The organism is Brevundimonas sp., assembly GCF_030704825.1.
Lineage (GTDB): Bacteria > Pseudomonadota > Alphaproteobacteria > Caulobacterales > Caulobacteraceae > Brevundimonas.
Map to the genome: position 1 here is coordinate 49183 of NZ_JAUYNX010000016.1, position 19034 is coordinate 68216.

Annotated in this window: 21 protein-coding genes and 1 tRNA gene; 12 read left to right on the forward strand and 10 right to left on the reverse strand. The window is 70.2% G+C overall.

What is annotated here, in order from left to right; genetic code table 11:
- Positions 1 to 23: 23 nt before the first annotated feature.
- Both Q8Q71_RS09040 and Q8Q71_RS09045 read right to left on the reverse strand, forming a co-directional pair.
- Positions 24 to 536, reverse strand: a complete 513-nt coding sequence (locus Q8Q71_RS09040) for a hypothetical protein (RefSeq protein WP_305759258.1) — start codon at positions 534 to 536, stop codon at positions 24 to 26.
- A 47-nt stretch (positions 537 to 583) separates the two neighbouring features.
- Complete coding sequence (locus Q8Q71_RS09045) at positions 584 to 1456, reverse strand: serine aminopeptidase domain-containing protein (RefSeq protein WP_305759259.1); 873 nt, start codon at positions 1454 to 1456, stop codon at positions 584 to 586.
- Positions 1457 to 1579: 123 nt separating this feature from the next.
- Here Q8Q71_RS09045 and Q8Q71_RS09050 point away from each other — a divergent pair, with 123 nt between their 5' ends.
- The 3 genes from Q8Q71_RS09050 (at position 1580) to Q8Q71_RS09060 (ending at position 3478) form a co-directional block, all read left to right on the forward strand.
- Entirely contained in the window at positions 1580 to 1819 is a 240-nt protein-coding gene (locus Q8Q71_RS09050; RefSeq protein ID WP_305759260.1) for a DUF3297 family protein, read from the forward strand.
- A gap of 100 nt (positions 1820 to 1919) precedes the next feature.
- Positions 1920 to 3347 (forward strand): M20/M25/M40 family metallo-hydrolase, encoded by a 1428-nt coding sequence (locus tag Q8Q71_RS09055; RefSeq protein WP_305759261.1) that lies wholly within the window; start codon positions 1920 to 1922, stop codon positions 3345 to 3347.
- Positions 3348 to 3393: 46 nt separating this feature from the next.
- A tRNA-Leu gene (locus tag Q8Q71_RS09060) sits at positions 3394 to 3478 on the forward strand.
- Between the two features lie 60 nt (positions 3479 to 3538).
- Here Q8Q71_RS09060 and Q8Q71_RS09065 read toward each other — a convergent pair.
- Positions 3539 to 6049, reverse strand: a complete 2511-nt coding sequence (locus Q8Q71_RS09065; protein ID WP_305759262.1) for a cation-translocating P-type ATPase — start codon at positions 6047 to 6049, stop codon at positions 3539 to 3541.
- A gap of 142 nt (positions 6050 to 6191) precedes the next feature.
- Positions 6192 to 6776 carry a hypothetical protein gene (locus Q8Q71_RS09070; protein WP_305759263.1) on the reverse strand — a complete coding sequence of 195 codons (585 nt, stop codon included), beginning with the start codon at positions 6774 to 6776 and terminating at the stop codon, positions 6192 to 6194.
- 204 nt (positions 6777 to 6980) lie between these two features.
- Here Q8Q71_RS09070 and Q8Q71_RS09075 point away from each other — a divergent pair, with 204 nt between their 5' ends.
- Positions 6981 to 7424: a host attachment protein gene (locus Q8Q71_RS09075; protein ID WP_305759264.1), complete on the forward strand. Its 444-nt coding sequence runs from the start codon at positions 6981 to 6983 to the stop codon at positions 7422 to 7424.
- Between the two features lie 58 nt (positions 7425 to 7482).
- Here Q8Q71_RS09075 and Q8Q71_RS09080 read toward each other — a convergent pair whose 3' ends face one another.
- The gene (locus Q8Q71_RS09080; RefSeq protein WP_305759265.1) at positions 7483 to 8388 is read right to left on the reverse strand and encodes a universal stress protein; all 906 of its coding nucleotides are present in this window, start codon (positions 8386 to 8388) and stop codon (positions 7483 to 7485) included.
- A gap of 229 nt (positions 8389 to 8617) precedes the next feature.
- Here Q8Q71_RS09080 and Q8Q71_RS09085 point away from each other — a divergent pair, with 229 nt between their 5' ends.
- The 6 genes from Q8Q71_RS09085 (at position 8618) to Q8Q71_RS09110 (ending at position 13214) form a co-directional block, all read left to right on the forward strand.
- The gene (locus Q8Q71_RS09085) at positions 8618 to 9253 is read left to right on the forward strand and encodes a helix-turn-helix domain-containing protein (RefSeq protein WP_305759266.1); all 636 of its coding nucleotides are present in this window, start codon (positions 8618 to 8620) and stop codon (positions 9251 to 9253) included.
- 230 nt (positions 9254 to 9483) lie between these two features.
- On the forward strand, positions 9484 to 10788 hold the full coding sequence (locus Q8Q71_RS09090; RefSeq protein WP_305759454.1) for a sensor histidine kinase: 1305 nt from the start codon (positions 9484 to 9486) through the stop codon (positions 10786 to 10788).
- Positions 10781 to 11380: a response regulator FixJ gene (fixJ, locus tag Q8Q71_RS09095; protein WP_305759267.1), complete on the forward strand. Its 600-nt coding sequence runs from the start codon at positions 10781 to 10783 to the stop codon at positions 11378 to 11380. The genes Q8Q71_RS09090 and fixJ overlap by 8 nt, the downstream gene beginning before the upstream one ends.
- An 82-nt stretch (positions 11381 to 11462) precedes the next feature.
- On the forward strand, positions 11463 to 11840 hold the full coding sequence (locus tag Q8Q71_RS09100; RefSeq protein WP_305759268.1) for a response regulator: 378 nt from the start codon (positions 11463 to 11465) through the stop codon (positions 11838 to 11840).
- Between the two features lie 58 nt (positions 11841 to 11898).
- Positions 11899 to 12450 carry a hypothetical protein gene (locus Q8Q71_RS09105; RefSeq protein WP_305759269.1) on the forward strand — a complete coding sequence of 184 codons (552 nt, stop codon included), beginning with the start codon at positions 11899 to 11901 and terminating at the stop codon, positions 12448 to 12450.
- Positions 12447 to 13214, forward strand: a complete 768-nt coding sequence (locus tag Q8Q71_RS09110; RefSeq protein ID WP_305759270.1) for an SDR family NAD(P)-dependent oxidoreductase — start codon at positions 12447 to 12449, stop codon at positions 13212 to 13214. The genes Q8Q71_RS09105 and Q8Q71_RS09110 overlap by 4 nt, the downstream gene beginning before the upstream one ends.
- Before the next feature lie 3 nt (positions 13215 to 13217).
- On the opposite strand, the gene Q8Q71_RS09115 is transcribed toward Q8Q71_RS09110, so the two are convergent.
- Positions 13218 to 13838 carry an NAD(P)H-dependent oxidoreductase gene (locus Q8Q71_RS09115; protein ID WP_305759271.1) on the reverse strand — a complete coding sequence of 207 codons (621 nt, stop codon included), beginning with the start codon at positions 13836 to 13838 and terminating at the stop codon, positions 13218 to 13220.
- Positions 13839 to 13893: 55 nt separating this feature from the next.
- Between Q8Q71_RS09115 and Q8Q71_RS09120 the strand changes: the two genes are divergently transcribed.
- On the forward strand, positions 13894 to 14583 hold the full coding sequence (locus Q8Q71_RS09120; RefSeq protein WP_305759272.1) for a sensor histidine kinase: 690 nt from the start codon (positions 13894 to 13896) through the stop codon (positions 14581 to 14583).
- Positions 14584 to 14657: 74 nt separating this feature from the next.
- Here Q8Q71_RS09120 and Q8Q71_RS09125 read toward each other — a convergent pair whose 3' ends face one another.
- The 4 genes from Q8Q71_RS09125 to Q8Q71_RS09140 are packed head-to-tail and all read right to left on the reverse strand — an operon-like array spanning position 14658 to position 18074.
- A complete protein-coding gene (locus Q8Q71_RS09125; protein ID WP_305759273.1) occupies positions 14658 to 16253 on the reverse strand; it encodes an MBL fold metallo-hydrolase in 1596 nt (531 codons plus the stop codon).
- Between the two features lie 42 nt (positions 16254 to 16295).
- A complete protein-coding gene (locus tag Q8Q71_RS09130) occupies positions 16296 to 17156 on the reverse strand; it encodes a universal stress protein (RefSeq protein WP_305759274.1) in 861 nt (286 codons plus the stop codon).
- A gap of 58 nt (positions 17157 to 17214) precedes the next feature.
- Complete coding sequence (locus tag Q8Q71_RS09135; protein ID WP_305759275.1) at positions 17215 to 17700, reverse strand: pyridoxamine 5'-phosphate oxidase family protein; 486 nt, start codon at positions 17698 to 17700, stop codon at positions 17215 to 17217.
- Positions 17697 to 18074, reverse strand: coding sequence for a cytochrome c (locus Q8Q71_RS09140; protein ID WP_305759276.1), 378 nt, complete (start codon positions 18072 to 18074; stop codon positions 17697 to 17699). The genes Q8Q71_RS09135 and Q8Q71_RS09140 overlap by 4 nt, the downstream gene beginning before the upstream one ends.
- A gap of 95 nt (positions 18075 to 18169) precedes the next feature.
- Here Q8Q71_RS09140 and Q8Q71_RS09145 point away from each other — a divergent pair, with 95 nt between their 5' ends.
- A complete protein-coding gene (locus Q8Q71_RS09145) occupies positions 18170 to 19000 on the forward strand; it encodes a universal stress protein (protein ID WP_305759277.1) in 831 nt (276 codons plus the stop codon).
- The last annotated feature ends 34 nt before the right edge of the window (positions 19001 to 19034 follow it).

Here is a 19034-nt window from a genome sequence, read left to right on the forward strand (position 1 = left end):
ACCTATGCGCCGACGGCCGGGGATCAACGGCGGCGGTAGGTGAAATCGTATCCCGATGTCCACGTCGCCCCACCGTCGGTCGAGGATTCGCCGCGCTGGCGCACCGTCCCGTCGGCCTCGGGCGAGACGGTCATGCGCTGGATCGAACCCGGCCGGCCCGGCGCCTCCAGCACCATGGCCCCGTCGCGCGGACCGCCCTCGAACACGGTCACCGCGCCGCCGCTGTCCATGTAGAACTGGCGCCAGACGCCGCCGCGCCGGGCGTCGAACGTGCTGAAGCTGACGCCGTGATAGGTCGCGGCGACGCCGCCGGGGCCGACGGTCTGAAGATAGTCCTCCTCGATGGCGCAGCCGCCGGCCGTCGAGGAGATGGTGCTGCGCGCCACCACGGTGTCGCTCCCGGTGGCGCTGACGTCCCAGTCGCCGATCCAGAAGGCGAAGGCGCTGTGGTCCGCGTCGGCGCAGTCGACCGGGGGCGGGGCCGGTTGCGCCGACGCCGTCTGGAGCAGGGCGGCGAACAGGGCGATGTGGATCATGGCGTCCTCCATCAAGAAGGATGGCCCCCGCCATTCGACCGGGTCAACTACGATCTGGTGACGGGGGCCGTCAGCCAGTCGAACATCTTGTCCCACAGACCTTCCATCCCCCGGCGGAAGGCGCCCTCGTGGCCGATGCGGGCGGCGCCGTAGTCGGCCGGGGCGCGGACCACGACCTCGCGCGGGGCGTTGGGATAGACCTGCAGCAGTGCGGGTGAAGTCACGGGGGTGGCGATGGGATCGTCGGTGAAGATCCACGACCGGATCGGCGCGGTCACCGCCTCGAAATGGTGGGGTTTCAGGCGGTCCTTCAGTTCATCGAGGAAATAGGCCTCCTTCAGGCACCAGCGGCGCCACGTCTCCCACACGCCGCGCGGGAGGTCGGTCCCGGCCCACAGACCGCCGCCCTTGATATAGCCGCGCCTGAACAGGCTCCAGGGGCCGTAGGCCAGCCAGAAGAACAGCTCGAGCGGATTGTAGGACCGGTGGTGCCGGCCCCAGAAGCCGCTGCCGACCGATACGAAGGCGTGGCGGTCGATGCGGTGGTGGTTGGGCATGAAGCCGAGGAAGTGGCCGCCGACGCTGTGGCCGACATGGACGACCGGCAGGCCGGGGGCCGCCTCGATCAGGGCCTCGAGGGCGGCGGGCATGTCGAGCCGGCCCCAGTCCGGATAGTCCATCTGCATGGCGGCGAGGTCGTCGGGCCGCGAGCCGGCGATGCCGCGGAAATCATAGGTCAGGACGGCGGCGCCCCTCCCGGCCAGATGCCGGGCGAACCGGTCGTAGAATCCCTTGGGAAAGCCGGTGCCGGAACTGACCAGCACGGCGACCGTGGGAGCCGCAGCCGAGATCAGCCGCATCGACAGCGGATAGCCGTCGGCGGCGGGGACGGCGAGGTCGCGGACGAGGGGGTCGCTCATTGGAGGTCCGTAGCTATTCGCAACGAACCTAGCCGATTGACGCGACGTCAGGTCAAGCGGGCTTGGACAGCAGACGCGTCCTCGGCTAAAGGCCGCAGCCTCAGTTTCCGCCGAGCGATCCTCATGACCGACGTCCTTCCCGACCGCCTTTGCGTCGATCCCGACAGCCCGTTCCACGACGCCGATCTTCTGGCGAAGGGTGTCGGCGTCCGGTTCAAGGGCGAGGACAAGACCAATGTCGAGGAATACTGCGTCTCTGAAAGCTGGGTCCGCCTCGCCGTCGGCAACCGCGTCGACCGCCGCGGCAAGGCCCTGACGGTCAAGCTGCAGGGCCCGGTGGAGCCGTACATCAAGGGCGAATAGTCCTGCTTATGCGGCGCCGGACAAAACTCCGGCCCGCATCGCTTCTCGCCCCGACGCGCGCGGTCTAGGTTCGGGTTCCTGCTGAGTCCCCGGAGCCGCCATGTCCCCGTCCGCCCGCCTCCTCGCCGCCAGCGCGCTCGCGCTGACCCTCGCCGCGCCTGCCTTCGCGCAGGACGCCGCGACCATCCAGCGGGCCGAGGCCATCCGCGACCAGGCGCTGAACGGGAACATCGCCCTCGACTACGTCACCCAGCTGACCACCCGGTTCGGGCCGCGGCCGGCGGGATCGAAGGCCGAGCAGGACGCGTCGGCCTGGGCCGCCCAATACATGCGGGCGCAGGGCTTCCAGAACGTTCGGATCGAGGAGTTTCCGCTGGTCGGGTGGGAGCGCGGCGAGGAGAGCGCCGCCATCGTCGGAGCCCATCCGCAGCGCCTGGTCGTGGCGGCCCTGGGGCATTCGCCCGGCACCAACGGCGCGATCGAGGCCGAAGTGGTCCGCTTTGACAGCCTCGAGGCGCTGAACGCCGCCCCCGCCGGCTCGCTGGCGGGCAAGATCGCCTATGTCGACGCCGGCCAGATGGTGCGGATGCAGACCGGCGCCGGCTACGGCCCCCTGACCCGCATCCGCGGCGCCGGGCCGGGCGCCGCCGCGACCAAGGGGGCGGTGGCCTTCATCATGCGCTCGGCGGGCTCGGACGAGCACCGCATGCCGCACACCGGCACCACCCGCTATGTCGACGGCGTCGTGCCCCTGCCGGGCTTCGCCCTGGCCGCGCCGGACGCGGACACCGTCTCGCGCCTGATCGCCATGGGCGAGACGGTGCGCATCCGCCTGTCCTCGACCGCCCGCACCTATCAGACGGTCAGCCAGAACGTCGTCGGCGACATCGTCGGCCGCTCGCGGCCTGACGAGATCATCGTGCTGGGGTCGCACATGGACAGCTGGGACCTGGGCACGGGCGCGGTCGACGACGGCGCCGGCGGGGCCATCACCCTGGCCGCGGCCAAGGCCATCGCCGAGAGCGGCCGCCGTCCGGCCCGGACCATCCGGGTGGTTCTGTACGGATCGGAAGAGGTGGCCCAGCCGACCGACACCGGCAACGGCGGCGGCGCCTATCTGCGCGGGATCGGGGCGGCGGTGGAGAAGCACGTCATCGCCGGCGAGAGCGACTTCGGCGCCGACCGGGTCTATGCGCTCGGCCTCCCGCCCGGCGCACAGGACAGCGATTTCGCGCGGGCGGCGGCGCGGGTGCTGTACCCGATCGGGGTGCTGGCCTCGCCGCAGCCGGAACTGCACGGCGGCGCCGATATCGGGCCGCTGGCGGGCGCGGGCGTGCCGGTGTTCGGCCTGAACCAGGATGGAACCCGCTATTTCGACCTGCACCACACCGCCGACGACACCCTCGACAAGATCGATCCGGCCCAGATGAGCCAGAACGTGGCGGCATGGGCGGCGCTGGTGTGGCTGATCGCGGATTCGGACGTCGATTTCCGGGCCATGCGGCCGGCGGCGGAAGCGGCGCACTGATCGCATGGCCGAAGCCGTCGTGCGCTGCTAGATCACGCCGCAGCCTGCGAGCGTGGCGAAACTGGTAGACGCAAGGGACTTAAAATCCCTCGACTTCGGTCATGCGGGTTCGACCCCCGCCGCTCGCACCACATCGCAGGCGTGTTCGCGCCGCGCTTCCGATCGGGAGCGGGAGCGGCTCGCTGGCCCGGTCAGGGCCGGATCGCGTGTGAAGGCGGCTTGATCTTGCCCCGTCGCATCCCCGGCGACGCCCACAGGGCGCGGACCACGCCGCTCCATCCTCCGGCCACCAGGCCGGTCCCCAGCGCGAGCGCCAGGACCGGCGGGGGCGGCGGGCCGAAGCGGAAGACCCCGGCGACGGCCGGAACGTAGAGGCCCGCGAGCAGAACGGCCGCCAGCCCGGCGCAGACGCCCCAGAACAGGCGCCGATGCGGACCGAACGGATCCACGCCGGCCGAAGCGCCGATCGCCATGGCCAGGGCCAGGTTGCCGACGGCGAGCGCGACATAGGCCGCGGCTCGCGCGACGGGTTCGCCGGCGGCGGGCAGGAGTCCCAGATAGAGGACGAGGACCGCCGCGAGGATGACGGCGCCCTGCGCCAGCCCCGTGAGGATTTCGCGCACGCCGAACAGCCCCGCGCGTCGCGATCGCGGCGGCCGTCGCATGGCGTCCGGCTCGCTCGGCTCGGCCTCGAAGACAAGGGAGCAGACCGGGTCGATCACCAGTTCGAGCAACACGATGTGGACCGGGAACAGCAAGGGCGGCGCGCCCAGCAGGATCGGCAGCAGGGCCAGGCCGGCGATCGGCACATGGATGGCGGTGATGTACACCAGCGCGCGGCGCAGATTGGTGAAGATGCGCCGGCCCAGCCGCACCGCGCCCAGGATTGACCCGAACCGGTCGTCCAGCAGAACCAGGTCGGCCGCTTCCCGGGCGACATCGGTGCCACGCCCGCCCATGGCCACGCCGATGTCCGCGGCCTCCAGCGCGGGGGCGTCATTGACCCCGTCGCCGGTCATGGCCACGACCGCGCCATTGGCCTGGAAGGCCCGGACGAGGGCCAGCTTCTGGCCGGGCTGCACCCGCGCGAACACCCGGACGGCGCGCAACCGCTCCGCCAGGGCGGCGTCCCCCAGCCCCGCGATCCCGGCGCCCGTCATCAGGCCGCCCGACACGTCGATGCCGGCGTCGGTCGCGATCTTCAGCGCCGTCGCGGGATAGTCGCCGGTGATCATGGCCACGTCGATGCCCGCGGTCCGGGCGGTCTCCAGCGCGGCCGGCACGTCGGCGGCGACGGGGTCGAGAAAGCCCACCAGCCCCCTGAACGAGAAGTCGAGCGCCTCGGGGACCGCCACCGGGGCGTCGTGGACGGCCTCGGCGACGGCCAGGACCCTGAGCCCGCCGGAGGCGAGCCGTTCGAGCGCGGATCGCGCCGACGCCATCTGGAGGGGCGTCATCCGGCAAAGGGCGAAGACCGCTTCCGGCGAACCCTTGGCCGCCGTGCGCAGCCGCTCCGCTTCGCGCCAGGTCTGAACCACCGCCAGCCGATGCGCCGTCAGCGGCCAGACCTGCTCCGGCCGATCCGCCGCCGGTGGCCCGAGCGCCGCCAGGGCCATGTCCATGGGATCGGTCGGTTGCGGACTGCTGGCCAGAACCGCCGTCTCCAGCACTGTCCGCAGGGACGGCGCGAGGTCGCCGTCGTCGGGACGGCCCTCCGCCTGCGGCGACCAGAGGGCGACGACCGCCATGCGATTTTCGGTCAGGGTGCCGGTCTTGTCGACGCAGAGCAGGGTGGCCCCGCCGAGCGTCTCGATGGCCGCGCCGCGCCGCACCAGCACCCGATGCTGCGCCAGCCGCCAGGCGCCGAGGGACAGAAACACCGACAGGACCACCGGGAATTCCTCCGGGATCAGGGCGATGGCGATGGTGATGCCGGCCAGGGCGCCTTCGATCCAGAGGTTCCGCAGCAGGCCATAGGCCATGGCCACGGCGACGGCGAAGACGAGCGCCAGGACGCCGATCCAGACGACGATGCGGCCGGTCGATTTCTGCAAGGGCGACCGATCCCGGTCGATCGTCGACAGCGAGGCGCCGATCTCGCCCAGGGCGGTCCGCGGACCGGTCGCGGTGACCCGGGCCACCCCCTGGCCCGCGACCACCAGCGTTCCGGCGAAGACCCGATCCGACAGGGCTCCGTTCGACGATCCGCCGGCGCCGCCGCGGACGACCGGAACGGATTCTCCCGTCAGCGCCGACTCGTCGATCTGCAGAACCTCCGATCCGATCAGCACGCCGTCGGCCGGCGCCCGCTGGCCTTCGGCCAGGAGGACGACGTCCCCGCGCACCACTTCCCGCGCCGGTATCGCCACGGTCCGGCCCGCCCGGACCACCCGGACGACGGGATCCGAGAGGCCGCGAAGCGCCCTGAGGGTGGCCTCGCTACGGACCTCCTGGGCCACGACCAGAGCGATCGTGGCGAGGCCGGCCGCAGCCAGCAGCAGTCCCTCAGCCCGATCCCCCAGCGCCAGGTAGAGGACCGAGGCCGCGGCGAGCAGCACGAACATCGGTTCGCGCAGGGCCGAAAGGGCGATCGTCGCCACGGGCCGGGTGCGGTCCTCCGACAGCAGGTTGGGGCCGTCCTCACCCAGCCGACGGGCCGCCTCTTCCGCATCGAGTCCATGGAAGGACGGTTCCGGGGCCATGTTCACTCCGCTGGCGCCCGGCCGGACGCGGACGGGATGGCTCCAGTCTGGGCGAATCCTCCCGTGGGGCCTTGACGCGGGTCAAGGCGGTCCGGAGCCGGCACCGCCCCCGGGCAGGGTCGCCCGCTCGGGGACGGCGCGGTCAGTCCGGGCCCCGGGCCGCGATCCGGCGAGCGGTCGCATTCCCGAAGAGCAGAAGCGCCAGGCCGCTGCTGATCAGGGCGGTCCCGACCAGGGGGCCCCAGCCCGGAGCCGTGCCGGTGAAGGCCCCGCCGGACAGCGCGATCGCGGCGATCACGGAGGCCAGGGCCGAGGCGAACAGCCACCTCCAGACTCCCGCCGGACGAAGCTTCAGGGCCAGCGCCAGCTGAACGCCGCCGTCCATCACCAGGGTCGAGATCGCCAGAATGGCGACCGCGAGCCCCCCGGTGCGGGGATTGTAGAAGAGATAGATCCCGGAGGCGGTCGCGACCGCGCCGGCGATCAGGACGCCGGCGAGCGGCCTGCCGCCCAGCAGCAGGATCAGCCAGACGGCGAGGAGGGTCACGCCCCCGAACCAGAGGAGCCAGCCCGACGTCCCCCCCACGACGCCGACCGGAACGGCCCCCGCGAAGACGACGGCGCCGACCAGGACGAAGGCCAGGGCGGCCACGAACATGAGCCGGGGTCGGACGCGCAGGTTCTGCACAAGGCCGTCGGACCAGTGCGGCAGGGCGCCTGTCGTCATCGTCGCCTCCCAAGGATCACTCCTCATCGTTCTCCACCGCGATCCCCGCCTTGATGTCGATCAAGGCGGGGATCGCGGCCTCCTGAATTCTGGGCGAGGCGTCGTTCAGGCGCGCCGTCGCAGGAACCGTCCGATGACCGCCCGTCCCACTCCCGCCGCGACCCGAAGGGCCGCGACTCCGGTCAAGAGCTGAAAGAGGACCCTATGGATATCGCTGGACCAGGCCTGATCGTGGTCGCCGACGGACGGCAGGCCCGGTTGTTCGAGGAGCGACGCCGTGGAGGACCGCTGATCGACATCACCGCTCGCCTTGGCGATCTGTCGCTCCATGGGCCCGAGGCTTCCGGCTCCCGAGGCGGCGCCCATGATCGTCTCGGTCCCGCCTCTCACACGGGCGACGGAGCGACGCCGCAGGATCGGCGGGAGGCCGACTTCATCGGCCTCGTGGGCGTCCGGGCGGCGGAGATCATGCGTCGGGGCGGCTATCAGGATCTGGCCATGATCGCCGCGCCGCGCGCGCTCGGCCAGCTGCGGCGGGTGATGGCGCAGGCCGGCGTCGAGGTGGCCCACAGCGAGTCGCATGACCGTGTGTCCGAGAGCCCGGCGTCGCTTCGAACGCGCCTTCGCGAGCTCCGCCGCGGGTCCTGAGACCCCGGCGACGGCCGGTGCAAACCGGCGGACCCCGGCGCCCCGGGGCCGATGTCCGTCATCCGGACGAAGGGCGCGAGACCTCGTCGGCGTGCGCCGCGCCACGATCCCCGTCGATCGTCCTGCGCAGGTCGTGGGGCAGGTGCGAGAGCAGGAGGGGCCGGGTGACGGCCCCGAGCAGCGATCGCGTGACGCCGCCGAACACCTTCTCGACCGTGGGGGAGCGGCTGTAGCCCCCGAGGACAATGAGGTCGGCGGCCCATTCATCCGCCGCCTCGATGATCGTTCCGGCCACGGAGGCGGCGCCCGAATCCAGCGTCTTCACGGCGGCGTCGACGCCCCTGACCCGCAAGCTCGCCGCCAGCTCCGCCGCGGTTTCGGCGGGCGCGGCCTGATCGACGAGGAGGATCGTCGCCCGGGCGTCAGCCGCGATCAGGGGCAGGGCGTCTTCGGCGGCCTGCCGCGCCGCCCGGCTGCCGTTCCACCCGATCAGCACGCGGTTGCCGATACTCCGGGTCCAGTCGGTCGGGACGATGAGCACGGGCCGGGCGCAACGCAGGAGAAGACGATCCGCCGACAGGGCTTCCGACAACCCCGGCAGGCGGGGGTGGCCGACGACGATCAGATCGCCGGCGGTCGCGAATCCGGTGACGTCGGGATCGTCGTCCCAGGCAGGACGGAAATCCGCGGGCGCCCCGTAGGGCTGGACGAGGGCGTCGAACGCCCGGCGCGCGGCGGCGACGAGGGCCTGCTCCTGCTGCGCCTGATGCTCCAGCACCTCATGGATCGCTCCGGCGCCGCGCGCGAAGGTCTCGGGCGGGGACGGGAAGGGGCGATGCAGGCCCCGGAGCCCGATGAGCCGGGCGCCGAGCCGCCGCGCAAGGGCGGCGGCCTGCCGGCCCAGTTGGTCGCTCCGGGACGAGCCGTCCAGACAGACGACGATCCGACGCTCGGGATTCTCCATGGCGACCTCCGATTTCCCGTCAGTCTGCCATCCGGGCGGGCGCCGGACGTTGATCGAGCGCAAGGTGACGCGGCGTCGGTCCGCCGTGTCGCCGCCGGGCGGCCAACCCCATGCTCGCGCCCTCCGTAGCGGTACTTAGTGTCAATCCCCTACGCACCGCTCCCGAATAAACAGCGGACCCCTTGTCGGACTACTCATCGTCATCCGCCTGAAGTTGAGGGATCGAGCCATGTCGCAGCTAACGTCCGCCATTCCCGCCGCCGCCGCCCTCGCTGAAGACTGGGCAGGCGCCGTCCGGCTGGTCTTCCGTCAGGGCGAGGAGATCTACGCCCAGGACGAGGACGCGGACCTGATCTACCGCGTGATGCGCGGGTCCGTCAGGACCACCCATCTGCAGGCGGATGGCCGCCGACAGGTCGGGGATTTCTACTATGAAGGCGACATCATCGGCGTCGAAGTCGGCCAGGCCCATCGCTTCTCGGCGGAGGCGCTGACCGGTTGCGAGGTTCTGGCGCTCCGGCGCGCCGGTTCGGCCGCCTATGAGTCCGGCCGCGTCGAACGCATGATCTGGGCCGCCACCGCCAGCGAACTGCAACGGGCCCAGTCCCACATGCTGCTGCTGGGCCGCGCGACGGCCAGCGAGAAAGTGGCCCGGTTCCTGATGGAAATCGCCAACCGGTTCAGGGGCGAGTTCGTCATCCTGCCGATGAGCCGGCAGGACATGGCGGACTATCTCGGCCTCACCATCGAGACGATCTCGCGCATGCTCGGCCGTCTGCAGGCTGATGGCGTGATCGAATTCTCGGGCTCGCGCAGATACCGGGTGCGTCGCCCCGGCTGTCTGTCGGACCTGGCCGCCGCCTGACCTGTGGCCGACGCGGGCAGCCATGCTAGGCTTCGCTGATGGTCGCGTCACCCGCGACCGGCGCGGAGTGGCCAGTGCAACCTCGATCCGCCGTCCTGCGACTCATGTCCCGTCGCAACGGGTATATCGCCGCGGTCGCCGGGGCGGTCGTCGGTCTCGGCGCCCGGCTGACTCTCAACCCCATATTTGGCGATCGAACCTCCCTCATTCTCTACGTGCCCGTCGTTCTCGTGGCGGCGGGCCTTGGCGGAGGCGGGCCGGCGCTTCTGGCGACGGCGATCTGCCTGGGCATCAGCGCGACCCTTCTGGGAGACAGTCTCTGGACGGACCCGGGCAATATCACCGAAGCGCTGGCCTTCGCCTCGCTGGGCCCGATCATCGCGCTGGTCGGAGAACGCCTCTGGCGCGACAGCCGCGAAGCGGCGACCCGGCAGGTTCACCTGCGATCGATCCTCGAGACCGTGCCCGAGGCGATGATCGTGATCGATGCCGCCGGCAAGATGCAGTCGTTCAGCACCACCGCCGTCCGCCTGTTCGGATGGACGCCCGAGGAGGCGATCGGCCGAAACGTCAAGATCCTCATGCCCGAGCCTGCTCGCTCCGAGCACGATCGCTACCTCGAACGCTACCTCGACACGGGCGAGCGGCGGATCATCGGTATCGGACGCATCGTGGTGGGACAGCGTAAGGACGGTTCGACCTTCCCGATGGAACTGGCCGTCGGCGAGGCCCGGGTCGGGAGTGAACGGTTTTTCACCGGTTTCGTCCGCGACCTGACGGAACGGCGCAACCAGGAGCGCCGGTTTCAGGAACTTCAGTCAGAACTGACGCATGTGTCGCGCCTGACGGCGATGGGCGAGATGGCGTCGTCGCTGGCGCATGAACTGAACCAGCCGCTGTCGGCTATCGCCAGCTATATGAAGGGGTCCGTCACCTTGCTGGACGCCGGCCAGCCGGATTTGCCGAAACTCCGCGCCGCGCTCGACCGCGCCGGGGACCAGGCGCTGCGCGCCGGAGACATCATCAAACATCTGCGTGAATTCGTCGCAAAGGGCGAGACCCAACAGTCCCTCGAGAATCCGGCCAGGCTGATGGAGGAGGCGAGCGCCCTCGCCCTGGTGGGCGTCAAGGACATGGATGTCCGGGTCGATCTCCGGCTTGCCCGAAACCTCGGCGAGGTCGTGGTCGACAAGATCCAGATTCAGCAGGTCGCGCTGAACCTGATCCGCAACGCCATCGACGCGATGGCGGACGCTCCCCGCCGGGATCTCGAAATCACGGTCCGACAGGAGGACGCGAGCACCATACGGGTCAGCGTCGCCGATAGCGGCCCCGGCCTGGACCCCGTGGTGCGGGAGCGATTGTTTCAACCGTTCGTTACGACGAAGGTCCAGGGAATGGGCATCGGTCTTTCGATTTGCCGCACTATCATCGAGGCCCATGGGGGGCGTATATGGGCGGAGGACAACCCCGGCGGAGGGGCGGTCTTCGTCTTCACCTTGCCGCTGGCGGACGGAGAGAGCGCCAATGGCTGAACTGCTTCATGTCATCGACGACGACGCCGGACTGCGCGACGCGCTCGCCTTTCTCCTCGAGGTCAACGGCGTCAACGCGCGGTTCTACGAGTCCGGCGACGCCTTTCTCGCCGCCCTGCCGGTCGAGGAGGGGTGCCTGCTGACGGACGTCCGCATGCCGGGCCTCACCGGGCTTGAGCTCGTCCGTGAGTTGAAGCGCCGCGGTATCGACCTGCCGGTCATCGTCATGACGGGTCACGGGGACATTCCCCTGGCCGTGGAGTCCATGAAGGCCGGGGTGATCGATTTCATCGAGAAACCCTTCGGCGACGACGTCCTGCTCGCCGCGATTCGGGCGGCCTTCGAACGGTTGAAGGGCGATGTCGAGCCTGACGCCGCGCGGCTCGCGGCGGAGGAACGGCTGGCCCAGCTGTCCCCCCGGGAACGCGACGTTCTGGCCGGGGTCGTCGAAGGCAAGCTCAACAAGGTGATCGCCTACGAACTGGAGATCAGTCCGCGCACCGTCGAGATCTACCGCGCCAACCTGATGTCGAAGACGGGTGCGCGAAACGTCGCCGACCTGATGCGGATCGCCCTCGCGGCCGGGCTGTAAATTGTTCTGAATCAAGACGTCATTCCCCGGAAGGGTCAGGCTTGGATGCTGGTCGAAATCCAGCGCGTCAGGTTGGCTTCCCGTGACCCCGTCATCGAACACCCGTCCGGTTCTGCTGATCGTCGATGACGACGCGGAAGTCGTCCGCGCCCTCGCCTTCATGGCGGGAACCCGGGGTTATGAGGTGCGGGGTTGCGCGACCGCGGCCGAAGCGCTGGCCGGACTCGACGGATCGGTTTCCTGCCTCGTTCTCGACCAGCACCTGTCAGACCTCGAGGGCCTCCAGCTTCTGAGGCGAATCCGCGCGTCCGGAATCCGGACCCCGGCGCTGCTGATGACGACCGGCCCTTCCGCGGCGCTGCGGAGTCAGGCGGCTGCGGCCGGCGCGCCCATCGTGGAAAAGCCCCTCCTCGACGAGAGTCTGTTCCAGCAGATCGAAAATCTTCTCGCCGGCGCTTGATCCCGGTCAAGGCGTCGGAGTCCGGGCGGGTTCAAATGGCTCCGAACCGGAGGCCTTCATGTCGAGACAAGCCCGTCCCCGCCTCGCCGCCGCCGCGTTCGGACTCCTCATCCTGGGCGGCTGTGCGACGGCCACGACCTACCACCCGGCGGGCGCCGGGGATTGGGCCGACGGCTATCATGAGACGCGTATCGAGGCCCGGCGGTGGCGCGTCGTGTTTCGCGGCAACGTTCTGACCTCCCGGGAGACCGTCGAAGCCGCGCTCCTTTACCGGTCCGCCGAGCTCACGAGAGCGGAAGGCTATGACTGGTTTCTGGCTGTCAGCCGCGACACGGAGACCCACGCTGATCTGGTGGTTCGCGATGCCCCCGGCGGCTGGGGCCCCGCCTGGTCTCCACGCTGGCGGGTGGTCCACGACGGCGCCTGGAAAGCCTGGGAGCCGGCCCGGCCCGACCGCGCCTTTGCGGTTTCCGAGGTCACCGCCTACGAGGCTGTCGCGGAGATCGTGATGGGGCAGGGCGCCAAACCCGAAGACCCGAGAGCCTACGACGCCGCCTCGGTCATCGACGCCCTTCAGCCCCGTATCATCCGCCCCGGAGCAGACCGATGAACAGATTGATTTCCAGGGTCGCCGTCATCACCGGGGGCGCTGTCGGCCTCGGTCGGGCGACCGCCCTGCGCATGGCCGGGGAAGGCGCCGCCGTGGCCATACTCGACGTGCGCGACGCGGAGGGGACGGCTCTCGCCGACGAGATCACGGGGCAGGGGCTGTCGGCCGCGTACTGGCGCTGCGACGTCGCGAGCGAGACCCAGGTGCAGGCGACGCTGGATGCGGTCGCCAAACGCTTCGGGAAGCTGAACATTCTCGTCAACAACGCCGGCGTCGCAGGGGTCAACAAACCCACCCACGAGGTGACCGAAGCCGAGTGGGACTGGGTCCAGTCGATCAACGTCAAGGGCGTGTTCTTCTGCACCAAACACGCCATTCCCCACCTCAAGGCCGCCGGCGGCGGATCGATCATCAACCTGTCGTCCATCTACGGCCTGGTCGGCGGGCCGGACGTGCCGCCGTATCATGCGTCCAAGGGGGCCGTCCGGCTGATGACGAAGACGGACGCCCTGCTCTATGCGGCCGACCGGATCCGGGTGAATTCGATCCATCCGGGATTCATCTGGACGCCCATGGTCGAGGTCCATCTGGCCGGACAGGGGGATGTCGACGAGGGCCGCAGGGCCGCTGACGCGCTCCACCCGCTCGGCCATATCGGCGATCCCGACGACATCGCCTGGGGCGCCGTCTATCTGGCCTCGGACGAAGCCAAATTCGTCACTGGCGCCGAGCTCGTCATCGACGGCGGCTACACGGCCAGATAGGCCTCAGTCCCGGCGATAGACCTGCACGACGCGGCGGGCCCGGTCCTGAACCTCGGCGCGGCAGCGATCGACCGCGTCCTTGCGCATCCCCTGGCCCACGCTTCCGAAATTGTGATGGCCGATGATCTCCATGCCGGTCATCGCGGCGAAATGCGCATCGAAATGCTTTTGCATCGCCGACCAGGCCCCGCTGCTTTCGACCCAGTCCTGGGGCGCGCCCGACGAGGTGAAGGTGATCATCTTGCGACCGCCGAGCAGGGGCTGGTTGCCGCCCGCGCGGATGGCCGAATAGCCGAAATCCATCCCGAACACGCGCTCGACATAGCCCTTCATCATCGCCGGCGTGGCGTTGAACCAGAGAGGGTAGAAGAAGGCGAAGATATCCGCCCCCGCGATGGCCGCCCGCTCCCGCGCCACGTCCGGCCTCACCGCGGCCCCCAGATGATCGGGCATCTCCTCGGCGCGAAGCCGGGGATCGAACCGAAGACGGTAGAGGTCGCGCAGATCCACCTCGCAGCCGGCGGCGCGCGCGGTGTCGGCGAAGGCGGCGGCCATGGCCAGCGTGAAGCTGCGCTTGCGCGGGTGGGCGGCGATGACGGCGACGCGGGGGGCTGAGGTTTGCATGATCCAAGTATCTGCCTTCCGCCGCGGGGCGGATTGATCTGGCTCAAGCCCGCGCATGATCTGGATCAACGACGGGAGGAGGCGCGCACCTAACGTCGGTCTCCTGCCGAAGGGAAATCGCATGCCCCAGTTGACACATGAAGGCCAGGACGCCGTGCGGGCCATGCATCACCAGATCGGCAACAGCCTGCAGTCGGTCGCCAGCCTGCTGATTCTCGAAAGTCGTTCCGCGCCCCCAGGAGCGGCGACCGTGCTGAGCGAGGCGGGACGCCGGATAGGGACGGTGATGCGTCTGCACCAACGACTGCAGGAGACGGACGGCGACGTCGTCCGGCTCGAGGATCTGCTGGCTGACGTGTGCCGCGACGTCGCCCAACTGGACGCGGTGGACCGTGACGCCGAGGTCCGCGTCGATATCCAGCCGTTTTGGGCCCGGCCGCAAACAGCATCCGCGCTGGCGATGATCACGGCCGAACTCCTTGGCAACGCCCTCGAGCACGGCCTCGCCAAGCGCCCGGGCGTCGTCGAGGTCAGCCTGCGAGACGCGCCGGACGGCGCGCGCCTGACCGTCCGCGACAGCGGGGCCGGAGTCCCGGACGGCGAGCTGAAAGCGGGATTCGGCCTGTCGCTGGCATCGCGCCTGGCGCGCCAGCTCGGCGGGCAGCTGAAACACACCTCCGGCGTCGGAGGCACGCAGTTCGAATTGATCTGCCGGGACGTGTGGCGCGACCAGTCAGGCGTCTGAAGTCCGCTGGCCGGTCGCTCCAACGCCGAAATCGCCGCCCCCCTCGCGAGGGCCGCCGGTCCACAGGGAAGCGCTCACCGCCCGCCGCCGCCCGAAGGTCGGCTGATCGCCGCTTCCAGACTGCGGATCAGGGCCTGTCGTCCGGCGTCGTCGGGCAACTGCTGCAGGACGGTGTTCAACTCGGCCAGGAAGGCGGCGCGGTCATTGTGCCAGTCCGGCCGGGTCGCCTGTCCCGGGGCGAGCCGCGCCCGCCCCCGGCCGATCGGCTCCGCCTTGTCGCGGGTCAGGGCGTAGGTCTGGTCGAGGCCCGCCGTGATCGCGCGATAGCCCAGCCCGGACAGACGGGCGCCGAGCGTGGCGACGGCGGCGGGTTCGCCGTGGTCGAGAAGCACATTGCCCGCGACGGAGCCCCGGGCCTTCAGCCAGTCGACCAGTTCGGTCGCGTCCCCGTGGCCGGAGTAGTTGTCCAGGTTGCGGACACGAGCGCCGACCTGGATGTCCTCGCCCTGGATCCGCACCGCCGTCCTGCCTTCGACCAGCAACCGTCCGAGCGTGCCAGCGGCCTGGAAGCCGGTGATCAGCACCGTGACCTGCTTGCGCCACAGCAGCCGCTTCAGATGGCGCCGGATGCGGCCGGCGTCGCACATGCCGCTGCCCGCCAGGATCACATGCCAGCCGGTCAGCCGCTCCAGCCGGTCGCTCTCCTGCGGTCGCAACAGGTGATGGAGCCTGGTCGCATGACGCAGGGGTTCGAACGGATTTTCGCCGGAGTCCCCATTCCAGCCCCGCCGAAGAAACACCTCCGTCGCCTCGATGGCCAGGGGCGAGTCGAGGAAGATCTCCGCCGCCAGATCCGGCTCGGCGTCCATCACCGCCAGCAGGTCGAGGATCAGCTCCTGGGCCCGGCCGATGGCGAAGGTCGGCATGAGAAGGGGGCCGCCCGCGGCCTTGGCGGCGCGCAGCTCTCCGGCCAGCGCCCGACGCCGCGCGGACAACTCCAGATCGATGCGCTCCCGGTCTCCATAGGTGCTTTCCAGGACGATGTGGTCCACATCCGTCGGGCCCGAAGGCGCGGGCAGGAACGGCTGACGGCCGGAGCCGACGTCGCCCGAGAAGAGAAGGGTCAGCGGGTCTTCGCCACGACCGATCCGGACCTCGATCGAGGCCGCGCCGAGCAGATGGCCGGCCGGCCACCAGACCGCCTCGACGCCATTCACCACATCATGCGGAGCGTTGAATTTCACCGTCTCGAAAAGGCGCAGGGTCGGTTCGACGTCGGAGGTCGTATAGATCGGCTCGACCCGCTTCAGGCCGCGCTGCTCGTTGCGGCGATTGAGATGGCGGACCTCGCTTTCCTGGATGCCGGCGGCGTCGGCCAGCATGACCTCGCACAGGTCGCGGGTGCCTCTCGTGGCGAGAATCGGGCCCCGGAATCCCGCGCGGACAAGCTTCGGCAACAGGCCGGAATGGTCGATGTGGGCATGGGTCAACAGCACCGCGTCGATCTTGCCGGCGTCGAACGGAAACGGCTCGTAGTTGAGCGCCTTGAGCGTCTTCGGGCCCTGAAACATACCGCAATCGACCAGCAGGCGGGCGCCGCCGGTGTCCAGCAGCATGCACGAGCCGGTGACGCACTCGGCGGCGCCGTGGAAGGTCAGATTCACCGTCATCTCGCGGGCCCCCGGAAGATCGGAATGGCGGTTGCGCCCATCTCAGTGGGCCAGCAGCAGGTTGGGGCCGTCCTTGCAGCCGAGGAAGGCGCGCGTGGCTCCGCCGAACACCGCCTCGCGGAGACGGGACCGCCCCCAGGCGCCGGCGATCAGGAGGGTGGCCGCCTTGCCTTTCGCCGCCGCGATCAGTGCGGCGCCCTCATCTCTCCCTTCGACCAGGACGGCCGCGCCCTCTCCGACGCCATGGAGCCGGAGGTAGGCGTTCAGGGCGTCGATGTCGGGGTCGGTCGCGTCCTGATCGAGGCCGGTCACGCACTGCACGATGTGAATCTCGCTGGCCATGGCCAGCAGGGGAAGGGCGGCCTTGACCGCCCGTCCCGCCTGAGGACTGCCGTCCCAGGCGATCGCCGCCGGCCCCGAGAGCGAATCCACGTCATGACGCGCGACCAGCACCGGCGCGCGGTCGGCGAGAAGACATTGGCCGAACACATCGCGCCCGGGGCCGCGATCCAGATGCCCCTGACCGAAGACGACGAGATCGGCCAGCGGAGCCTGGCGGCTCACGGCCAGCGCCGGCCTCAGACCGCGGCCCAGGACCGACATCCGCGGCGCGCCTTCGCCGGGACCGAACACGACATCGGCCTCGTTGGCGGCGGCCCGCGCCGACGCCTCGATCCGGCCCTGAAGTTCGCGCTCCGCGGCGGCCAGCTCCTCGACCGCCTCCGGCGACAGGTGGGCGCCGAGGGTCATGCCCAGGGCGATCATGTCGGCGGCGCTGTCCGGATAGACGGGCAGGACCTCGACTACGCCGTCGTGCTGGCTGGCGAGGCCGCTCGCCAGGCCGAGGGCCTGGCCGTCGCCGTCCCCGCCCGCCGCGATGGCTATGATGTGTTTCAGGCTCATGTCGACCTCCGTTCGGGGGGACACTGCACCGCGCGTTGCGGCCGGCCCTTGATCGACATCAAGCGGCCGGGAGGTCGCCGATCGAGAAGACCTGCGCCTCGCTACGTCCGTCGACGACCCCGACGCTGGACACGATCTCCGGGACGAAATGCATGACGGCCACGGCGTGTCCGCCGGGGCAGTAGACGTGCACGTCCGGATAGCGGGCGGCGACCTGACGGTTCAGCCGTTCGATCATCGAAGGATCGACGACCTCCCTGACCCGACCCGACATGGAGACGCCGACGGCGTCGCCGCGCGGGCTGCTTTCCGAACGGATGGCCACGGCCGCGCGGGGGTCGTGTTCGGCGTTGGCGAATTTCTGGCTCGAGCGGGAGACGATGAAATAGAGATTGAGCCCCTCGTTCAGATAGCCGACCGTCGTCACATGGGGCCAGCCGTCGGGCCGGTTGAGCGCCACGCTCATCAGCCTCTCGCGATCCAGCAGGCCGGCGATGGCCTCGACGGCCCGCCCGTGGATGGGCGCCGGGGCCGGACCGCTCATTGCTCCGCCTCCAGGGTTTCCAGCCAGGCGACGATGTCGTCGATCTCGCTGGCGCGGAATATGTACCCGGGCATCGCGGGGTGGGTGGTCACCAGTCCTTCGGCGAAGGCTTCCTCCAGGCGGTTCATCGGGTAGCGGCGGACAATTTCGCGCAGCGGCGTCGCGTCCGGCAGCGGACTGTCCCCCGTCGAACCGGTCGCATGGCAGCCGGCGCAGGCGGTCGAGGTCAGCAGGCGGCCGCGCTCGATCGCCCCGGCGGAGACGCCGGCGGGCTCCGCGGGCCCCGTCTGCTGGAGACTCCGGACGCCGGGCGAAGAACATCCGCCCGCGACGAGGATACAGGCGACGACGATGGCTCGGACGGTGGCTGACATGGTTTGACCATGCCGGTTCGATCGGCTCCCGGCCTTGATCCGGATCAAGGCGGGCGAGGCGCTTCCGCGGCCTGTTGTGGCCAAGGAGATCGCCCATGACCTACGCCAGCATACTCGTCGCCGTCGAAGATGGAGAGGAAAGCGACAGCCGACTTGAACTCGCCTGCGATCTCGCCATCGCCTTCGATTCCCTGCTCATCGGCCTGTCGGTCGGCTCGATCGCCCCGCCCCTGTACGACCCGCTGGCGGGCGGAGCGATGGTCGGGGAATTGCTGACCCTCTATCGCGACATGGCTGAGGCCGACGTTGAACGGGCGCGCCTTCGCTTCGCGGAGATCGCGGCCGACCGCGCCGTCGAGACCGAATGGCGGGGCGGCGTCGGCTATCCGGCGGAGTTCCTTTCGCGGGCCGCCCGGGCGGCGGACCTGGTGATCGTCGGCGGACGGAACCGGCACGCTCCCGATCACGCGCCGGGCGTCGCGGACGTGCTGATGGGATGCGGTCGTCCGGTGCTGGTGACCCCTCCGACCCGGGTGCGCTCGCCGATCGGAAATCCGGCCCTCGTCGCCTGGAAGGACTGTCGCGAGGCGCGCCACGCGCTCGCCGGCGCCCTTCCCCTTCTCCAGCGCGCCTCCGGCGTCACGCTCTTCAGCGTCCGCGCCGCGGAGGAACAGGAGAGCGCCGACGGCGAGATGGCCGAGGTGGTCCGCTATCTCGCGCGCCATGACATTCACGCCGAGCCCGTCCTCGCTCTCGCCGGCCAGGAGCCCGCCGGCCGCCAGATCCTGGATGAGGCCGTGGCGCGCGAGGCCGGTCTGATCGTCGCCGGCGCCTACGGCCATGCCCGGCTGCGGGAATGGGCCCTCGGAGGCGTGACCCGCAGCCTGATCGCCGACAGCACCGTCTGTCTGGCGCTCGCGCACTGAAGGGGCCCCTGGTGGCCTCCGCTGTGTCCATCGC